Source organism: Bacteroides intestinalis DSM 17393 (assembly GCF_000172175.1).
GTDB lineage: Bacteria > Bacteroidota > Bacteroidia > Bacteroidales > Bacteroidaceae > Bacteroides > Bacteroides intestinalis.
On sequence record NZ_ABJL02000008.1, the window covers coordinates 3202753 to 3223210 of the forward strand.

Consider the following 20458-nt stretch of genomic DNA (forward strand, 5'->3'; position numbering starts at 1 on the left):
TATATCATTCATTCTGTAATCTTCGTACCTTTGTCGTATGTACTAATATAATAATCATGGACAAATTTAATGTAAAAGATAGTCCTCCGGATACCTCAAGGCTTGAAAAATTATTCTTGGAAGAAGGGCTCCTGATGAAAATTAAAAAGAACGAATATCTGGTACAGCAAAATGAGAAAAACAATCAGATAGGCTTTGTCGTATCCGGTATATTCCGTTTGTCTCATACAGATGCAAATGGCAATACATGGATAGTAGGCTATAGCTTTGCAAATGACTTTGTTTGTGACTATCCTTCTTTCATGAAACAGACAGTTTCCACAGTCACGATACAAGCTTCTACCGAATGTGAGGTTTATCTCCTCCCGTTAAGCAAACTTAATCAATTCTGGGAAACAGACATGGACACCCAACGATTAGGAAGGCAAATAGCCGAAACTATGTTTGCAGAAATATATCAACGACTATTGGGATTTTATTGCGATACTCCGGAACAACGTTATCATGCATTAATGAAAAGATGCCCCGGTTTACAAGAAAAGCTTTCATTCAAAGAAATAGCCCAGTTTCTTGGCATAACTCCCGAAACCCTCAGCAGAATAAGAAAAAAACAACTGTATAACGAAAGGTCTTGACTTTGGTCAAGGCTTTTTCACTCTATATAGCTTAATATTGCCGCCATAAACATAAATCATAAAAGTATGGCAACTTACACTCATTATGGGAAACAAGCTGATGTATTCAAGCATCTGGTGCTTTGTGAAGTTCTTCAAATCGAAAAACCGCAGATATACATAGAAACGAATTCAGCATCCGCCATTTATCAAATGGCGCATACCCCGGAACAGCAATACGGCATTTACTATTTCCTGAAGAAAGCCCGTGAAGAAAAACCTTTGAGAGAATCTCCTTATTACAAGCTGGAAAGCACAGAAATGGCAAAAGGAAATTATTTAGGTTCTCCCGCTTTAGCTATGAATACATTGGCAGAACGAACATCCCAATATCTATTCTTTGATATAGAAAAAGATGCTTTAGAAAATATAGAATCCTATGCCAAACAAGTGAAATTAGAATCACATATCCAGACCTGTCATACGGATTCACTCGAAGGGATTATAAAACTACTACCCTCACTTTCCCAAGCTTCCTTCCTCCATATCGATCCTTATGAAATTGATAAAAAGGGAATATCGGGAACAACCTATCTGGATGTATTAATACAAGCAACCCAAGCAGGTATGAAATGCCTATTGTGGTACGGTTTTATGACTGGAAATAACAAAATACACATTAACCAATATATAGTGAATAGACTGGAGGAAGAAAACATCAAAGAATATACCTGTATTGAGTTAATCATGAATTCAATCAGAAAAGATACGATTCCTTGTAACCCGGGTATATTGGGGAGCGGCATTTTAGCTACCAATTTATCTAAGGAAGCCAATAAAGCAATTTGGGATTATAGCAATATGTTAGTTTGCATGTACAGTGACACTAAATATAAAAGTTATGATGGGAGACTATATAGAGATAGTATAAAGTAAACATAAAAAAAGGCTATCTATCCCAGACAGCCAATCTTTTGTTAACCTTAAATCTAATACTATGAAAAACACATTGCAAAGATACGGACTTTCAGGATATCTCCAAATTTCTAAGACTAAACGGAGACATTTATAACATGGTTTAATAGAATGAAGGAAGTTGTTAACTATTTAAATTCTTTATGTTAACAATTAACACAAAGAATTTCACTTTCTACAGCATCATTGATCTTTTTCGCTTTCAGCCTCCAGATCCTTGATTTCTCTATTCAGGAAAACGGATAAAATAGTTCTCAGAACAACTATACCACCTAAAATAGCCAGTTCATTCAAAGTTGGCTCCAATACTGTTTTTAAAATATCTGATGCGATTAAGAATTCAAGTCCGAGCAACAAATAAGTTCCGAAAGTTGCCCGTAGTTTTCGGATGTTAGTAGTCGAATACTTACCCGTGAACCTTTTGAACTCATTGATCAGAAAAGATATTATTCCGATTAATGCTCCATAGGTGACAATTAGAAGACTTGTCACACTGATTATTGTAGCTAATGTATTTAAGAAAGTAGTAAGCATGCCGATTGAAGTTTATTAATATAACATTGCAAAACACTTTAATGTTTGATTTTTTATGAAAAAGCATTGATACCGGTCTTTGCAGATATCGGGTACCAGCTCGCGGCAGCGAAACGATGGGTGCCTTACCTGCAATGTAGTATGGGATATTCATTTGCTCCTGAAAAAGATGTAAATGGTGGATATTTCTTCAACCCGACAATCGATTCCAAGAAAAGCTCCGTCACAACTCAATTTCAATAAGACTGGAGATTCTATTTTAAAAGAATCCCACTTGAGTGTACAAAAAGACAGTAATTCTGAATAATATTCCATTTACAGAAACCTATATTTCGCCTACTTTTGCACAAACAAAGAATTTAAGGTTATAGAAAAATGGATAAACACACATTTTACAGCTATTTGATAGTAGGTATGACATTTGCCTTTGGATTGTCTGCACAAGCTCAGAACAAGGTTACTGCACCCATGAAAGACGTCAACCAAGTTATTGACAACACACTGGATAGTTTAAATAAAGCCCACACAGCAAGACCTGTAGCAGGATCAAGTAGAAAAGGAGATAATCCCGTTTTATTTTTAGTGGGTAACTCTACTATGCGTACCGGAACCTTAGGGAATGGTAACAATGGACAATGGGGATGGGGATATTATGCCGGCGATCATTTCGATTCAAATAAAATCACTGTAGAAAATCATGCACTGGGGGGAACAAGCAGTCGTACCTTTTATAACCGTCTCTGGCAGGATGTTATTAAAGGCGTCCGGGCAGAAGATTGGGTTATTATTGAACTGGGACATAACGACAACGGCCCTTATGATAGCGGTCGTGCACGTGCCTCCATACCAGGTATCGGTAAAGACAGCCTGAATGTCACTATTCAGGAAACCGGAGTACAGGAAACTGTATACTCTTACGGAGAATATATGCGCCGTTTCGTACAGGATGTAAAAGCAAAAGGCGCCCATCCTATCCTATTCTCCCTGACTCCCCGCAATGCTTGGGAAGACAAGGATAGTACGGTTATCACACGTGTCAATCACACTTTTGGTCTATGGGCCAAGCAAATAGCCGAAGAACAAAAGATTCCATTCATTGATCTGAATGATATCACTGCCCGTAAATTTGAGAAATTCGGCAAGGAGAAAGTTAAATATATGTTCTATTTAGACCGCATTCACACCAGTGCTTTCGGAGCAAAAGTAAATGCTGAATCTGCTGCCGAAGGTATTCGGGAATACGCAGGTCTGGAACTGGCTAACTATCTGAAACCAATTGAACAAGATACGATCACTGGTTCCAGCCGAAAAGAAGGATGTCCGGTAGTATTCACCATTGGCGACAGTACAGTCAAAAACAAAGACGATAATAAAAATGGCATGTGGGGCTGGGGAAGCGTAATAGCCGAGATCTTTAATCCGAAAAAAATATCGGTAGAGAATTGTGCTATGGCAGGACGTAGCGCCCGTACTTTCTTGGACGAAGGACGTTGGGACAAGGTTTATAATGCACTTAAACCGGGAGATTTCGTATTAATCCAGTTCGGACACAATGACGGAGGAGATATCAACACAGGAAAAGCCCGCGGTGAGTTACATGGCTCAGGAAACGAAAGTAAAGTCTTCCTAATGGAGAAGACTGGAAAATACCAAGTAGTCTATACCTTTGGCTGGTACCTCCGCAAATTTATTATGGATGCCCAGGAAAAGGGGGCGATTCCCATTGTTTTAAGCCATACACCCCGCAATAAATGGAAAGACGGACAAATAGAGCGCAATACCGAGAGTTATGGCAAGTGGACACGTGAAGCGGCAGAAGCAACCGGTGCTTACTTTATAGACCTGAATAAACTATCTGCTGATAAACTCCAAAAAGCAGGACCTGAGAAAACTGCAGTTTATTATAATACGGATCATACACACACTTCTTTGAAAGGAGCACAAATGAATGCCCGAAGCATTGCAAAAGGATTAAAAACTACAGATTGTCCACTGAAAAAGTTTTTAAAATAGGAATTATATGAAAACATTGCAGGAATGATCGTACCCAAGAAAGAAAAATAGAAAATAAAATAGACATGGTTAATTAATCCAAAAGAATAACTGCATAAAACAAATAATCACTTCTTTTGCTCCCGTCAAAAAATAAAACTGGACTATAAATGAGCAATGAGATTGATACCAAAACTCTGAAAGCTTTGCAGCAAGGTAGCCACAAGGCTTTCGAAGAAGTTTTTATCACTTATTACGGTAAGACGAAAGCTTTTATATATGGCTACATCAAGTCGGGTCCAGATGCCGAGGAGCTTACAGAAGATTTATTTGTGAATCTTTGGATAAACCGTCATTCTATTGATATTTCAAAATCATTTGATTCTTTCTTACATACAGTAGCAAGAAACTCTGCTATCAACTTCCTGAAACATAAATATGTAGAAGATACCTATCTAAATAATATCCAAAAGCAAGAATGCAGTTCCACTTCGGAAGAAGACCTGATAGCCAAAGAACTCGGACTACTGATAGACGACACAGTAGAAAAAATGCCGGAACAAAGGAAGAAGATATATATTTTAAGTCGTAACGAAGGCTTAAGCAATGAAGAGATAGCAACACAACTGAATACTACCAAGAGAAATGTAGAAAGCCAGTTAAGTCTCGCCTTGAAAGAAATACGGAAAACAATTTCATGCTTCTTCTTATCACTGTTATAATACACTCTTTTTTCGCTCCAACCCCCTAAAAAAGAAGTAAAAGAAAAAATATATTCACCTAAAATAACAAAGAATCATTTTTCTTCGTATAATTGCAGATTATTATATTCATAATCTTATGGGGAAAAGATTTTTATTTATTGCTACTTGCATAACTTCGACACTATTACTAGCGACAAGTTGTTTAGAAAAAAATGATGTGTATGTTAAAATTCCGGCAGACCAGTTCTTCGATTTTGACTTAAACCAGAAGATAAACCTGTCTGTGGACTATGGATTCAAAGGAAAAGACTATGTTGTCTTATTCGACCTCTACGACGAAAATCCGATAATAGAAAATGAAAACGGGGAACTTGTCAAAAAAGACATCTCTCCCATTTATCGTGCCGCCACAGATAAGGATGGTAAATTTTCCGGAGAGATACAAATTCAATCTGCTTTGTCAGAGGTCTGGCTATACTCAGAGTATGCCGGAACGCTCTCTCCTATTCAGTTAGAAGTTACTGATAACTCTATCATGTACAATCAGGAGAAGTATATTGCAAAAGCAACTACCCGAGCCTTAACACCTAACAATCATCAATATCCTGACGACTGGCTAACCTTGGGTGACTGGAGTACCCTCGGAACTCCTACTTATCTAACACCCGGCAGAGTACTACCTGATGCAAAAACATTGTATAATATAAATGAGATATTCGTCAAATACAATGGAACTGCTATGGAGCAAAGGGATTATGGAAAAGCATTCTTCGCTCCTGGCGTTAGCTCTGAGATAAAAATCATAAAAGCTACAAAAGTTTATTTATGTTTCATCAATAGTTCCGCTGGTTGGTACAATAGTGTCGGCTACTTTAGTTACCCTACCGGACAGGAACCCCAAAGTGTATCGGAAGTGCAGAGAATCATTGCATTCCCCAGTGCCACCTCTATTGCTCACAAGGGTGAAACAGGAGCATTAGTTAGTGGTGACAGAGTACTATTGAAGTATTGGGACGGAGAAAAATTCCATGATGAATTTCCCGCAGGAGTAACCATCGGATGGTGGTTGCAGGGAATGGGATTCGAGGCAGGAAATGTCAAGCCCAGAGTCGATGAAAAATATAACAGATTCTCCCTTTCGCATCTAAATTCAGATGGAAAACAACGGAGCGTTTCATTAAGGGATCCCAACTCCGACCAACTTGTAGCTATCGGATTCGAAGATAATACCGACCTTCGTTACAATGATGCCACTTTCTATCTGCAAATAGAAGAGAAGGGAGCAATAGACGAAAGCAATACACCTACAATACCGGATGTAGGAAATCCACCGAGTAACACGGAGAACTTCACTACATACTATGGTACACTAACCTTTGAAGACTTATGGCCATCAATGGGTGACTATGATATGAATGATGTGATGATAGACTATTCATGCAAAGTGTATAAAAACACGAGTAACAATAGAGTATATAAGATAGAAAATCAATTCATTCCACGTCATAATGGTGGCACACTCCAATCAGGATTTGGCTTCCAATTGAGTAGTGTCTCATCCGGCGATGTAAGTAATATAACAATAGACGGAGCCGAACAATCCCAATATATGCAGGGAGCTAATCAGGAGCCTGGACAAAGTCATCCTACTTTCTTATTATTCGATAACATCAAAGGTGTACTTGAAAAAACAATCACAATAAGCTTTGAATTGAACGATCTTGTGGAAGCAAATGTCGTACCTCCATATAATCCATTTATCTTTGTAGAATCGGACAAAGGCAGAGGAAGAGAAGTACATTTAGTGAAATATCCTCCGACAGACAAGGCTGATTTCGGTCTATTCGGTACAGGAAGCGATGCTTCACGCACTGATGAAGGCCTCTACTACGTAATGAACAGGCTTAAATTTCCCTTTGCCCTGAATTTGGCAAGTATTAAGGATTTCCCTACACCCGATGAAAGTGTAAGAATCGACTTAGCTTATCCCCAATTCAACGATTGGGTAAAGTCTGAGGGAAAAACTAATAAAGATTGGTATAAGCATCCTGCACAATAGAGTTAGGAAACGAATTAATCCGATAACTCATTTTGGTCAAAAGCTCTCCATATCCATATCAAGCCCGCACTTGCTCCACTCCTATACGGGGAACAAAATAGTGGAGTTGGTATGGAGGAGATATGGAGTTAGTAAGGTGCAGATTATTTGTTCCTTTTCTCGGTTATTAGAGAAAGCCTACTTCCTTAAAATAAAAAAACTCGATTTTCTTACTGAGCTTTTCATCTGTTAGCTGTATATATTATAAAATACAGCCAGATGAACAAGAATATGATCACTCGAATTCTTAGGAAATACTTATCCGGACGTTTCTCTTCCGATACAGAAGAAAGGGTTCAGAAATGGATTATTAAAGATAAAGATATTGAGGAAAAAGAAAAAGCCTCACTGGAATATTGGAATGAACTGGAAGCAAAAACCGATCCGGACACTGAACTTGTACTAGACAGAGTAAATCAAAGAATTGGCTATAAAGAAATCGTTCACCGACCTTTCTATCAAAAATTGACACGTATTGCAGCCGTTCTGATTCCACTATTTATGATGGCAGGAGGCTATTTATATTATACCTCCACACAAAATAAATGGATTGAAATATCAGTTGCATACGGTGACAAGAAACACTTCTTATTACCGGACAGTTCTGAAATATGGCTGAATGCGGGAACTGTAGTCAAATATCCGAAAGAGTTCTCGAAAGTGCAACGCCTTGTACACCTTGATGGCGAAGCTTATTTTTCTATTCGGAAGAACACAAGTAAACCGTTTATTGTAGAAACCTCCCAACTCTCAGTTAAAGTATTAGGAACTAAATTCAACGTAAAGGCTTACGCTGATGACAAACTGGTAACCACTACCCTGACAAGTGGTAAAGTTGAAGTTATCCCTCCCACCCAAGACCCACGGATACTAAAGCCTAATGAACAGTTGACATACGATAAAAAAACATCCGCCGTCAACATTACTGAAGTCTCCCCAACCGATACAGATGGCTGGATCACGGGTAAACTGATATTTACCGATGCACCTTTCACCGAGATCCTGCAAACACTTGAAAAACGTTACGATGTGACTATCAATCATACAATGAACATTCCTGCCTCCAAACAATATACCGTCCGATTCCTTAAAAATGAAAATCTGGAAGAAATACTGTCTGTATTAAGTGAGATGATTGGCTTCAGTTATCAAAAGCAAGGAAACAAAGTAGAACTAATCAAAAAACAATAAAAAGAAACTGCCTATGAAGAAAAAGAACCGGATTGCAGCTTGAGACCCTCAACCCGGTTCTGAAATGCTAATGCTCTATTTGAAAGTGAACTAAAATAAAGTATCAACCATACAAAGATAATGCAATTTGAGTGCAGAACTTTCATGCTTGCATGAACAAGTTCTGCCGAAATGCAGCTTATCTTATAAAAATATACAATAATGAACCGAATAACCATTAATAAACAAATAAATAAGATACTCCTTTTTTTATTTTTTGCCTTTCTATCATTTAATGCCACAGCACAGAATGACAAAAAGCAAATCACCATACAAAATAAAAACATATCACTGAAAGAAGCTTTTGCCGAGATAGAACTACAAACCGGATACAGCATAGCCTATGAGTTGTCGACCGTAGATGTAAAGAAGAAAATATCACTGTCATTAGAAAACCAGAGTATTGACGAGGCATTATCACAAATCCTGAAAGAAACCCGGTATTCGTACAAAATAACAGGCTACCATATCATTATCACTCCATCCGACAACGAACAACAGAAATCCACCAAGGAAAAAACAGAGAGACCTACCCAAACAGTCAGAGGAATCGTACTGGATTCCAAAACCAATGCCCCCATAGAGTTTGCTACTGTAAGAATTATGAATAGCGGTTCTTTGGGCAGTACAACAGATAGTCTGGGAAGATTTCGGATAGACCATGTTCCTGTGGGACGATGCAATATACAAACCTCCTATGTAGGATATAATGCCAATATTTTCAATGAAATACCTGTAACCTCTTCCAAGGAAGTATATATGGAAATCCCATTGGACGAGAATGTTCATTCGTTAGCGGAAGTCGTCATACAACCTGAGATAAAGAAAGATAAGCCCCTGAATGCAATGGCCATTATCGGCGGACATATGATCAGTATGGAAGAGGCAGGCAGGTTTGCCAATGGTTTTGATGATCCGGCACGCCTGAGTTCTGCATTTGCAGGTGTGGCAGGAGATGTAGGAACCAATGCTGTAGCTATCAGAGGAAATTCACCCCAGTTTACCCAATGGAGACTGGAAGGTGTAGAAATTCCTAATCCTACTCACTTCGCTGACCTTACCGGACTGGGTGGAGGTTTTCTTTCGGCCCTGAGTACACAAGTGATCGGTAACTCCGATTTCTACAACGGTGCGTTCCCTGCCGAATACAGCAACGCATTATCAGGTATCTTCGACATGCAAATACGAAATGGTAACAATCAGAAGTACGAACATACATTTCAGTTGGGTATTCTGGGTATTGACCTGGCATCGGAAGGCCCGATAAGCAGGAAGAATGGAAGTTCCTATATCCTTAATTACCGCTTCTATACTACTTCCTTAGCCACAGGAAATGACATGAACCTCAAATATCAGGACTTATCATTTAAGCTGAATTTTCCTACCCGGAAGGCCGGAACTTTCTCTATCTGGGGGATCGGACTGATTGACCGCTATAAACCGGAGATTCTCGACCGTGATGAATGGGAAACACAAAGTGACCGGCAATCCGGAAATACAACATTTGATAAAGCAGCAGGAGGAATTACTCACAAGTATCTTATCAATGCGGATACTTATATCCGTTCTTCATTAGCCGCTACTTATGCAAAAGATCACACAGAAGCTGATCAGATGACAGAAGACGATAAACTGGTCCATGTAGGAGATATCCGGAATTCCAAATGGGATATCGTTTTCAATTCTTATCTGAACAAGAAGTTCAACTCCAACCACATCAACCGGACAGGTATCACAATCACAGGACTTAAATACGATCTGGATTACAAAATCAGTCCTAATTTTGGTTTAGATATACCTATGGAACAGATTTCAAAAGGGAACGGAGAAAGTTGTGTACTCTCGGCATACAGCAGTTCTGTCATCAACCTAAGTAATCATTTTACCACCAGTCTGGGCATCACTGCGCAATACTTCACTCTAAATAAGAACTGGACCGTAGAACCCAGAGCAGCCCTTAAATGGACTTTCAATCCGAAACATGCCCTAGCATTGGCATACGGCCTGCACAGTCGAAGAGAAAGACTTGACTACTACTTTGTGGAACAAGAGGTCAATGGAAAAACTGAATCCAACAGATATCTGAATTTTTCAAAGGCTCATCACTTTGGGCTTACATACGACTGGAATATCAACTCATATATGCACTTAAAAGTGGAACCCTATTATCAATATTTATTCCGTATTCCCGTTGAAGAGAATTCTTCCTTTTCTATCATCAACCATCAGAGCTTCTACCTGGAAAGAATATTAAAGAATAGAGGTTCCGGAGTGAACTACGGTATAGACATCACATTAGAACAATACATGAAAAATGGTTTCTACTATATGATAACGGCTTCTCTTTTTAAATCGAGATACAAAGCCGGGGACCATATCTGGCGCAACACACGGTTGGACAAAAACTACCTCCTAAACGTACTTGCCGGAAAAGAATGGATGGTGGGACGCAATAAACAAAATGTACTAAGCCTTAACGGACGTATCTTCTTCCAAGGTGGCGACCGCTACACTCCTGTAGACGAAGAGAAAAGCCTGATAGAACATGATATCAAATTTGATGAAACCAGAGCTTACAGCAAGAAATTTGATCCTTCTCTCAATGGTGATATTTCTTTCAGTTATAGAATCAACAAAAGGAAAATATCTCATGAGTTTTCCATTAAAATGCTAAATGTAGGTATGCGCACAGGTATGCACTTTTACCAGTACAACGAAAAGACCCATAAGATAGAGAAAGAAGACGGATCGGGTATGATTCCGAATATCAGTTATAAAATCTACTTTTAATTTATGAAAGAGAACACTTATTGCTTACACCATTTTACAGCGAAAATATTCTATTGCCCCCGATAAAAGCAAAGAAGATGTATCAGGAAATTTCACAGTATCGGAATGAATTATCATCCTTTGTATGAACTAACCGTTCACGACAGACGTTATATCCATAGAACTTTAAAGACCAACGATCATGGAAAAGTATCTGATTCATAGTAATGAGTTGCATTTCATCAACAAGGAACGCATTCACAGGGAAGTAGAAAAAATGGTAGAGTCATTAGACATGGCAGCAGGTTCCACCGAAGGGTTCGATCTGTATACCGTAGTAGAAAGTTATTTCACTGATCTCGAAAAGCGAAAGGAAATCAATCGCTTACTGCATATAGAGAAAGATGAATGCGAAGCCATAGAGGAAGAACTCGGAGTATATGAAATGTGATTTACAATAAAAACTATCACGAGTAATTAACTATAAAGAATAAGGGGGCATAACAACAACCTGTTATGCTCCCTATTTTTTACAGTAATCAGTTCCAGACCACTATCAGTCCTTCGCCTGATGTACCGTCAGTTGTGGGAAAGGGAAACCGATACCTTCCTTATTGAATACAGAATAAATGGTCTTGTTCATATCGAAGTAAACTCCCCAATAATCTCCACTCTTTACCCAAACACGGATAACAACATTTACACTGCTTGCATCCAAAGCATGAAGGGCTACAAAAGGTGCCGGGTCAGCAAGGATACGCTTATCTTCAGCAATAATCCGCCGAACAGTTTCTTCCACCTTATCATAGTTCTCACCATATTCTACGCCAATTACCCAATCCACACGGCGGGTATCTTCACGACTATAATTGGTCACTGTACCACTGCTCAAGGCTCCGTTCGGTATATAAATCACTTTATTATCAGCCGTAGTCAGAATCGTATGGAAGATTTGTATCTCACGTACCGTACCTGATACACCCTGGCTCTCTATCCAGTCCCCCACCTTGTAAGGGCGGAACAAGAGAATAATCAAACCACCCGCAAAGTTCTGTAGATTACCGGATAAAGCCATACCAATAGCCACACCGGCAGATGCCAGCAAGGCAGCAAAGGAGGTCGTTTCTACACCCAGCTTACCGATAACAGCAATAATCAGCAAGATGGTCAGAAGGATATTTACCAAACTCTTTACAAAGCTCTGAATACCGGCATCTACATGACGCTTTTCCAACAGTTTGGAAACCATCTTCTTGATGAGAGAAATAAGGAAACGTCCAATGACAAAAATTAGGATAGCCCCAATAATATTTCCACCGGCAGCTACACCCCAGTCTATTAATTGTTGAAGAAAGACTTGCAATTTACTAAAGCCTTCTTCTACTACAGTTCCATCGGCAGGAATTGCCGTTTGTAATAACACTAACATAATATTTGTTCGTTTGAAGTTAATAAAATCATTATCTCCCAATAATTACAGGAGATTACAAAAGTAACAAATATTTCCGGTTATCGTTCACTCGATTTGCGTGTTTCAGCGAAAACACTTAATTTTGCCCCCGATTTCAACTAAGGGGTGCCCTAATATGACGGGCTGAGATCATACCCATTGACCTGATCCGGGTAGTGCCGGCGGAGGGAAAAGAAGAAAAGTTCCCCTTTTCTGTATTAATCTTTAATAGTTAAAATTGTAATGAGAAAACATGCAATGGCGGCCTGCCTGTTGATGGCAACGCTGAGTGTCTGTGCGCAGACGCATGAGAAAGACAGCTTGCGGGTGATAAACCTGCAGGAAGTAGAAGTTATCTCTACCCGTGCCACGGGAACCACACCTGTGGCGTTTACCAATGTTAGTAAAGAACAACTTAAAAAACAGAATTTCGGGCAAGACCTGCCCTATTTATTAAGCATGATACCTTCTGCCATTACAACAAGTGATGCAGGAGCCGGTATCGGTTATACCACCTTGCGCATACGCGGCACAGATGGCACGCGAATCAATGTCACCGCCAACGGTATTCCTATCAATGATGCAGAAAGCCACACCGTATTCTGGGTAAACCTGCCTGATTTTGCCTCTTCCGTAAAAGACTTACAAGTGCAACGAGGCGCAGGTACTTCCACCAATGGTGCAGGTGCATTCGGTGGTAGTATCAATATGCAAACAGGAGATTTTTCATTGAAACCGTATGCCGAAATCAACGCATCTTACGGCTCATTCAATACTCACAAAGAGACAGTGAAAGTAGGTACCGGACTTATCAACGAACATTGGTCTTTTGACGTACGGTTATCCAATATCAGTTCGGATGGTTATATAGACCGGGCATCCGTTGGCTTAAATTCCTACTATGCTCAGGGTGGATATTATAATGACAACACATCGGTGAAACTGATCACTTTCGGCGGAAAAGAGCGTACTTATCATGCATGGAATTATGCCAGCAAAGATCAAATGGCAGTATTCGGACGCCGTTTCAATTCTTGCGGATACATGTATATTGGAGATAAAAGCGGAGGGATACATCAACCGGAGATTGATTACGATTATGGTGTCAAAGAAGCCGATCAACTGATCAAAAATGGTGGCACTTTCCACTTCTATGATGACCAGACAGATAACTATGTACAAAAGAACTATCACTTGTTAGTCAACCACACTTTTACTCCGCAATGGCGTCTGAATGCCGGCTTGCACTATACCACAGGAGATGGATATTATCAGGAATACAAGATTGGACGTAAATTGGTAGAATATGGCATGAAACCCTATGAAGTAAGTGGAGAAAACGTAACCAAAAGCGACCTTGTTCGTAAAAAAGCAATGGATAACTGGTTTGGTGGAGGAATCTTCTCCGTAAGTTATACCAATGACCGGCTGAACGCTTCACTGGGTGGCGGTCTGAATCGTTATGATGGCGACCATTTCGGTAAAGTACTGTGGGTGAAGAACTATCTGGGGCAACTGAATCCTGATAATGATTACTACCGCAACAACGCTACTAAAAATGATGGAAATATCTATCTGAAAGCCAACTATGAGTTAGGTGGTGGTGTCAGTGCATACGCCGATCTGCAATACCGTCACATCACCTACAAGATGCATGGCCGGAATGACAAATGGAACGATGATACGAACGCACTTCAAACCCTGCATATTGAAGATAAGTTCGACTTCTTCAACCCGAAAGCCGGTTTGTTCTGGCAGATCAATACTAACAACCGTCTATATGGTTCATTCAGTGTAGCCCATAAAGAACCTACGCGCAATAACTATACCGACGGAAAGTTAACCGAACATCCCAAAGCAGAACGCTTATTCGACTATGAACTGGGATATACCTTTGCCAACTCATGGTTAAATCTGGGCGCTAATCTCTATTACATGGATTATAAAAACCAACTGGTATTGACAGGCGAAAAGAATGAAATTGGCGAAGCTGTAGCAGCCAATGTACCCGACAGTTATCGCATGGGTATAGAACTCATGGCTGGATTGAAACTGAACTGTGGTTTCCAATGGGATATCAATGCCACCTTTAGCCGTAATCGTGTAGAGAACTTCTCCGAAACACTGTACGAATGGGAGGACCCTACTACCGAAGCCTGGAAAATAGATCGTGGCAATACTCCTATCTCTTTCTCACCGGACTTTATTCTGAACAATCGTTTCAGTTATACGTATAGAGGATTTGAAGCATCCCTGCAATCCCAATACGTCAGCAAGCAGTATATGACCAATGCTAAACGTGATGACCAAATATTGGATGCTTACTTCGTTAGCAATCTGAACCTGGCATATACCTTCAAACTGCCTCGCATGAAGTCAGTCACAGTGGGTTGTACGATATATAACCTGTTCAATGAAACATACGAAAATAATGGTTTCGCAGGTAGCGGATATTCCCTCAATGATGCAGGAGAAAAAGAACGTTACAGCTATGCAACCTATGCTGCACAAGCCGGAACCAATGTACTGGGACATATTTCTTTGAGTTTTTAAAGCATGGAACAAACTCTCGAAATTATCGGAACCATCGTTGGTCTTGTCTACCTCTGGTTAGAATACCGGGCGAGTATCTATCTTTGGATAGCGGGCATCATCATGCCTGCTATCTACATTTTCGTCTATTACGATGCCGGACTGTATGCTGACTTCGGCATAAATATCTATTATCTGGGGGCGGCCGTCTACGGTTGGATGATGTGGAAATACGGTAGTTTTGTAAGACGAAAACTTCATCTACGTATCAAAGAAGGGCAGCAGGAACTTCCCATTACCCGTATGCCGATGAAATATTACCTGCCCCTCGGCATTATATTCGCCGTTACTTTTGTCGGCATTGCCTGGATACTCATTCGTTTCACCAACAGTAATGTACCCTGGCTTGATTCTTTCACCACTGCCCTCAGTATCGTAGGCATGTGGATGCTGGCACGAAAATATGTAGAACAGTGGTGGGCATGGATTGTGGTGGACATTGTCAGTGCAGGACTCTATGTTTACAAAGACCTCAATTTCACAGCAGGACTATATGCTCTTTATACAATAATCGCTATCTTTGGCTACCTCAAATGGAAGAGGATGATGGAAAGAGTGGTAGAGTGATAAGGTAATAAGGTGGTAAAGTGATAAAAGAAACAATGATGAAAGAAAATAATAATAAGAATTCAGTGGAACTTTGTGTTCTCTGTGGTGAACCGGAAGCAGTAATCTTAGCCAATGGTGATTATCCGACCCATCCTATACCTTTGCAGATACTGGCATACGCTCCTTATATCATTTGCTGTGATGGCGGTGCAAATGCTTATATAGATCGCGGCAACGTACCTGATGTTATTATCGGTGACGGAGATTCCCTGAGTGAAGAAAACCGCCGGAAATACAGTCATATTCTTCATTACATCTCCGACCAGGAAACCAACGACCAAACTAAAGCCGTAAACTTCCTTTTATCACAAGGTAAAAAAAACATCGCTATCGTAGGAGCCACAGGCAAACGGGAAGACCATACTTTAGGAAATATCAGCCTGCTCATTGATTATATGCGTACCGGAGCTCATGTCCGCATGCTGACCGATTATGGTATTTTCATTCCCTGCCATGACACCTGTTCTTTCCCCAGCCAACCAGGGCAACAGATTTCGATCATAAACTTTGGTGCCCATAACCTGCGAGGTGAAGGCTTGGTATACCCTCTCAGTGACTTCACTAACTGGTGGCAAGGTACACTGAACGAAAGCACGGAAACAGAATTCACCATTCACGCAGAAGGGGAATACTTGGTAATTATGAATTACCTTTCCTCTCCGCTACCTCCACAAAGTACACACTCAGACATATCATTCCGATAGCCACCCCCTGTTCCCAGGTAAAGCGGTCTTGCCCCACGATATAAGAAACGACGGTCGTCACAATCAGTATCAGATAGCCATACATGGCCACTACGGTTGTCTTCAGATATTTCAATCCGATGGGCATCAACCAATAACTAAGGTAAGTAGGAAAAATAAGGATGAACGCCAAAATCATCCACGGCATCCAGTGCCAGGTTCCATGTGCTGCGTCGGTGAACAACGGCGCGTCCCAGCCCAAGATAGTAGATATCACCAGACCGGACAGCGCCGCGCCCCCAAACACATATTTCATTACGGTCACCAAGCCGATCTCTTCCAGCAATTTCTTACTCAGAATCAGATAAATGGCAAAGAACACCGAACTGAGCAGGCACAACATATTACCTGTAAAGGCATCATGTGCCAAGTCATCGCTGCCTTGAGTCAATATACACAGCAATGCACCACCGAAACCGAGGGAAATACCGATAATTTTCATCAGTGTAGCCCGCTCGTGCAGAAAGAGAACGGAGATAAGAAATACCCAGATAGGTTGCAGGGAATTGAATATGGCACTACTGACAGGCGTCGTCTTACTGATACCCAGCAAATAGCAGAACATAAAACCATACATGCCGAATGCTCCCAGACAAAGTAACCCGATACGCTGCCGCCGTGTGATAGGTGCTTCTTTCACAAACCAGCCTGTCACCCAGAACGCTATAGCAGCAAAAGTACAACGCACCGTGACACCCGTCAATGCACCTATCCACACGGGCAGCAGGAATTTCAGGGCATTCATATTCAATCCCGCAAATATTCGCGAGACTACCAAACTTAAATTGGCCTCCAGTTTCTTATCTTTCATTCGGATATCGCAATTTTGGTTTCAAGGCAGAGAACGCAGGGAAAAGAAAATTGTTCAACGTGCATGGATATTCCAAAACTATTCGTATCTTTAGGATGTTCTATGAAAAACAAAAAAGGATAGCCCTATGAAAAGTAAAGAAGAAAAAGACACACTGCGTACCGAAACGCAAGATGAACCTAAGAGCAAAGAACAAGTGCTTGTATTCTCTCATCAACTGCGCCGGGAAGTTGAAACCGCCTGCTGCCAATTGGATAACCGCGAAGGACAGAATAACTTAACAATAAACAAGGAGGTAGCAGAATGGCTAAGCAAGTAATATGGTCGCTCGTCGCCAAGAAACAGTTGAAGGAAGCATTCCAGATACTAAAACTAAAGAATGGGAATAATGAGGTTGGTGAAGTGCTCTATGTACAATTACAGAACATATTACACCGCATCAGCATGAATCCGTTCATCGGACAAACAACAGAAATAGAGAACATACGCTACATTATTCCTCACCCGGGATATACACTTTTCTATCGACATAGCCTCAAGAAGATAGAAGTTGTTGTACTATGGGACAACCGACTAAAGATGGGGGAACTGAAGGTAATCCCCAAAAAGGAATGAGATGTAAATAAGCAGCAAATTATTATTGAACAAATTCCATAGCATGCCATGCATACCATTTTTGTGTGAACTCATCACCCAAGTTGTATTGACTGGCAACATTACGTACTGTCTCCAAATTCAAATTATCAGGTAAACGGAGAAGTGCGTTTGCAGCACAGAGGTTTTTGTATTCTTCATCAAGAATAATCCTTTTACGGAGAGACAGATTATCATCCCCGATATAAGTCCTGTGACTTACCATGCGTTCTGACACCAGCCTGCCAATCATGACACCTTGCTCTGATATAAAATAATATGAATTATCAGGTTGCCTGACATAAAGAGTATTATTATTTTTCAAGCTAAAATACTCAAATGTATTATAATTACCAGTTTCCAGATTATAATATCTAAGGTAACGCTCTCTGTATCTCTGCATAAAATGTGAAGTATACTCAATAACAAGAGGATGTCTATAGCTCGACAATGCAATATATCCGTAAGTTTCCTGACCGGTTATCGGAGCGTAAATAAGAAGTGAAAAACTTTCATTGAGAGCAAGAAAGGCAATGGTCCAAGAATTATTCCGCTTTGTCGTGACTACCATTCTTTTAGTAAATCTTCCGATAAAGTGTTCTTGCCTGTAGCGCTTTCCACAACGATCCATAAATAAATCGATTTTGGTCTGCAATATTGAAAAATCTTTCATTGCTTCAGCATATAACTCTTCGGACGACATTGACGATACAAACATGTTTTTATCTTGTTTATGGTTAATGCGAACCAGAAATTGAATAAATGCCTTTCTTACAGGTTATGAATAAAGTGTGATAAAGTGGTAGGGTGATAAAGTGATAGCGGGATAACGCTCTGTGATATATAGTGCAGCTACTTTATCACCCTACCACTTTATCACTCTTTTATTTTTATTCCTTGTTCGCAATATTAATGAATATGGGTACAAAGGTATAAAAAAACAATCCAACATAGTTAGCAGAGGCCTTTTTTCATGTTATAATATTATCCTTGAGTAGCTGCTGATTTTTTGGATGGTCTGAATCCCTCGAACACATCATATATTTCATGCAAACAAATGATGCGTTTGCCATAAGTAGATGGTGTGTTTCCCACAGTTGAATAAGACAAATGCCACACTCTAACGGATAATTAGTGTGGCATTTACCCCATTAGAGTGTGGCATTTCAGTCATTAAGATGTGGCATTCGGGAAGATCAAATGTGGCATTTCAGATGGGATTAAAAAAAGAGAGGAGAAGCAATGCCCCTCCTCTTATACTAATTTAAACTTGAATCTGAGTTAAAATTACGGTTACAAATATACTATATTGAAACACCAAAGTCAAGCTTTCGGGTCTTTATTTCTTTCTGCTTAAAGAAATTCCGCTCCTTATAGCGACAACAGATAACTTTTAAAATCAGCAAATTCCTTGGTCATTGACAGACTTTGCTTTTCACCTTGCATAAAAGCTTTCAGTTTTGCAGGCATCTCTACGCTTTCGCCGATAATACCTTCCACGGTATCGAGGAATTTTGCCGGATGTGCCGTCTCCAGGAAAACGCCAGTTTCACCTGGTTTCAATCCTTCTTTCAGAGCACGGAAACCACAGGCACCATGCGGATCAAGCAGGTAATGACATTCCTTCCACGTCTCACGCATCGTTTCAGCAATCTGTTCATTAGTATAAGTAGTACCACTGATTTCAGCAGAAATGGCCGCATGACTGCCTCCATAAAGATCGAGCACACGCGCGAAGTTACTCGGATCGCCCACATCCATAGCATTAGCAATGGTAGCGATAGAAGGACGTGGAGTATAAACTCCGGTTTGCAAATATTGATAGAAGATATCGTTACGGTTGTTGGCAGCAATGAAACGCTTCACAGGCAATCCCATACGTTTACCAAACAATCCGGCAGTGATATTTCCAAAGTTACCGCTCGGAACACAGATAACGGCATCATTCGCTTTGCCTAACTTCTTCAGTTGAGCATAAGCATAGAAGTAATAGAAAGCCTGCGGTAAGAAGCGTGCTACATTAATGGAATTGGCACTGGTAAGTTGCAGATGCTCATTCAGTTCCTTATCCATAAAAGCAGACTTCACCAACGCCTGGCAATCATCGAATGTACCGTCTATCTCAAGGGCTGTGATATTCTGTCCGAGAGTCGTAAATTGTTTCTCCTGTATTTCGCTGACTTTCCCTTTAGGATAAAGCACATATACATGAATACCCTCCACACCGAGGAAACCATTAGCTACCGCACTTCCCGTATCACCAGAGGTAGCAACCAACACATTGACTTGTTTCTTACCTTCTTTTCTGATGAAGTATCCTAAAAGACGGGCCATGAAACGTCCGCCCACATCTTTGAAAGCAAGCGTCGGGCCATGGAAAAGTTCGAGTGAATAAATATCTTCCGTCACCTTCACCAAAGGAACATCAAAATTCAATGTATCGTAAACGATTTGTTTCAATGTTTCGGCAGGTACATCTTCCCCAAAGAAAGCATCGGCTACGCGATAGGCAATCTCCTGAAAAGAAAGAGTATCAATACTATCATAAAAATCTTGTGGCAAAGGTTTAATGCTATATGGCATGAAAAGTCCTTTGTCGGCAGCAAGTCCCTTCACTACGGCTTCTTCCAGGCTGGCATCGGGAGCTTGTTTATTGGTAGAATAATATTTCATATTAAATTAAAAATTAAAGAATTAAAAATTA

At 40.3% G+C, this 20458-nt stretch carries 18 protein-coding genes and 1 riboswitch; of the genes, 13 read left to right on the forward strand and 5 right to left on the reverse strand.

Annotated elements, in window-relative coordinates; translation table 11 throughout:
• Positions 1 to 56: 56 nt before the first annotated feature.
• Positions 57 to 635, forward strand: coding sequence for a Crp/Fnr family transcriptional regulator (locus tag BACINT_RS22190; RefSeq protein ID WP_007667461.1), 579 nt, complete (start codon positions 57 to 59; stop codon positions 633 to 635).
• Between the two features lie 66 nt (positions 636 to 701).
• Positions 702 to 1550 (forward strand): 23S rRNA (adenine(2030)-N(6))-methyltransferase RlmJ, encoded by an 849-nt coding sequence (locus BACINT_RS22195; protein ID WP_007667462.1) that lies wholly within the window; start codon positions 702 to 704, stop codon positions 1548 to 1550.
• 222 nt (positions 1551 to 1772) lie between these two features.
• Here the strand turns inward: BACINT_RS22195 and BACINT_RS22200 are convergent, their stop codons facing one another.
• Entirely contained in the window at positions 1773 to 2123 is a 351-nt protein-coding gene (locus BACINT_RS22200) for a DUF1622 domain-containing protein (protein WP_007667463.1), read from the reverse strand.
• Positions 2124 to 2498: 375 nt separating this feature from the next.
• Here BACINT_RS22200 and BACINT_RS22210 point away from each other — a divergent pair, with 375 nt between their 5' ends.
• The 6 genes from BACINT_RS22210 (at position 2499) to BACINT_RS22235 (ending at position 11367) form a co-directional block, all read left to right on the forward strand.
• Positions 2499 to 4136: a rhamnogalacturonan acetylesterase gene (locus BACINT_RS22210; protein ID WP_007667465.1), complete on the forward strand. Its 1638-nt coding sequence runs from the start codon at positions 2499 to 2501 to the stop codon at positions 4134 to 4136.
• Positions 4137 to 4285: 149 nt separating this feature from the next.
• On the forward strand, positions 4286 to 4837 hold the full coding sequence (locus BACINT_RS22215) for an RNA polymerase sigma-70 factor (RefSeq protein WP_007667466.1): 552 nt from the start codon (positions 4286 to 4288) through the stop codon (positions 4835 to 4837).
• A 199-nt stretch (positions 4838 to 5036) separates the two neighbouring features.
• Complete coding sequence (locus tag BACINT_RS22220) at positions 5037 to 6878, forward strand: LruC domain-containing protein (protein ID WP_232288782.1); 1842 nt, start codon at positions 5037 to 5039, stop codon at positions 6876 to 6878.
• Between the two features lie 258 nt (positions 6879 to 7136).
• Entirely contained in the window at positions 7137 to 8108 is a 972-nt protein-coding gene (locus BACINT_RS22225) for a FecR family protein (RefSeq protein WP_007667468.1), read from the forward strand.
• Positions 8109 to 8309: 201 nt separating this feature from the next.
• On the forward strand, positions 8310 to 10937 hold the full coding sequence (locus tag BACINT_RS22230; protein WP_007667469.1) for a secretin and TonB N-terminal domain-containing protein: 2628 nt from the start codon (positions 8310 to 8312) through the stop codon (positions 10935 to 10937).
• Positions 10938 to 11118: 181 nt separating this feature from the next.
• Entirely contained in the window at positions 11119 to 11367 is a 249-nt protein-coding gene (locus BACINT_RS22235; RefSeq protein ID WP_007667471.1) for a hypothetical protein, read from the forward strand.
• A gap of 105 nt (positions 11368 to 11472) precedes the next feature.
• On the opposite strand, the gene BACINT_RS22240 is transcribed toward BACINT_RS22235, so the two are convergent.
• Positions 11473 to 12345 carry a mechanosensitive ion channel family protein gene (locus BACINT_RS22240; protein ID WP_007667473.1) on the reverse strand — a complete coding sequence of 291 codons (873 nt, stop codon included), beginning with the start codon at positions 12343 to 12345 and terminating at the stop codon, positions 11473 to 11475.
• A 133-nt stretch (positions 12346 to 12478) separates the two neighbouring features.
• Positions 12479 to 12575: riboswitch (TPP riboswitch) on the forward strand.
• A 34-nt stretch (positions 12576 to 12609) separates the two neighbouring features.
• On the opposite strand from BACINT_RS22240, the gene BACINT_RS22245 reads away from it, so the two are divergent.
• Genes BACINT_RS22245 through BACINT_RS22255 form a run of 3 tightly spaced genes read left to right on the forward strand, consistent with a single transcriptional unit; the run spans position 12610 to position 16271 of the window.
• Positions 12610 to 14919, forward strand: coding sequence for a TonB-dependent receptor (locus BACINT_RS22245; RefSeq protein WP_007667475.1), 2310 nt, complete (start codon positions 12610 to 12612; stop codon positions 14917 to 14919).
• 3 nt (positions 14920 to 14922) lie between these two features.
• On the forward strand, positions 14923 to 15525 hold the full coding sequence (gene pnuC / locus BACINT_RS22250; RefSeq protein ID WP_007667477.1) for a nicotinamide riboside transporter PnuC: 603 nt from the start codon (positions 14923 to 14925) through the stop codon (positions 15523 to 15525).
• A 38-nt stretch (positions 15526 to 15563) separates the two neighbouring features.
• Positions 15564 to 16271 (forward strand): thiamine diphosphokinase, encoded by a 708-nt coding sequence (locus BACINT_RS22255; RefSeq protein ID WP_044155166.1) that lies wholly within the window; start codon positions 15564 to 15566, stop codon positions 16269 to 16271.
• Here BACINT_RS22255 and BACINT_RS22260 read toward each other — a convergent pair.
• Positions 16207 to 17121, reverse strand: coding sequence for a DMT family transporter (locus BACINT_RS22260; protein WP_007667481.1), 915 nt, complete (start codon positions 17119 to 17121; stop codon positions 16207 to 16209). The two genes, BACINT_RS22255 and BACINT_RS22260, sit on opposite strands and share 65 nt — an antisense overlap.
• Before the next feature lie 127 nt (positions 17122 to 17248).
• Between BACINT_RS22260 and BACINT_RS22265 the strand changes: the two genes are divergently transcribed.
• Both BACINT_RS22265 and BACINT_RS22270 read left to right on the forward strand, forming a co-directional pair.
• Complete coding sequence (locus BACINT_RS22265) at positions 17249 to 17440, forward strand: hypothetical protein (protein ID WP_007667482.1); 192 nt, start codon at positions 17249 to 17251, stop codon at positions 17438 to 17440.
• Positions 17425 to 17736 carry a type II toxin-antitoxin system RelE/ParE family toxin gene (locus BACINT_RS22270; RefSeq protein WP_007667484.1) on the forward strand — a complete coding sequence of 104 codons (312 nt, stop codon included), beginning with the start codon at positions 17425 to 17427 and terminating at the stop codon, positions 17734 to 17736. Before BACINT_RS22265 ends, BACINT_RS22270 begins: the two co-directional genes overlap by 16 nt.
• A 22-nt stretch (positions 17737 to 17758) precedes the next feature.
• Here the strand turns inward: BACINT_RS22270 and BACINT_RS22275 are convergent, their stop codons facing one another.
• Together BACINT_RS22275 and thrC are read right to left on the reverse strand one after the other, a co-directional pair.
• Positions 17759 to 18427 (reverse strand): hypothetical protein, encoded by a 669-nt coding sequence (locus BACINT_RS22275; RefSeq protein ID WP_225663166.1) that lies wholly within the window; start codon positions 18425 to 18427, stop codon positions 17759 to 17761.
• A gap of 698 nt (positions 18428 to 19125) precedes the next feature.
• The gene (gene thrC / locus BACINT_RS22280; RefSeq protein WP_007667488.1) at positions 19126 to 20427 is read right to left on the reverse strand and encodes a threonine synthase; all 1302 of its coding nucleotides are present in this window, start codon (positions 20425 to 20427) and stop codon (positions 19126 to 19128) included.
• Positions 20428 to 20458: the final 31 nt, after the last annotated feature.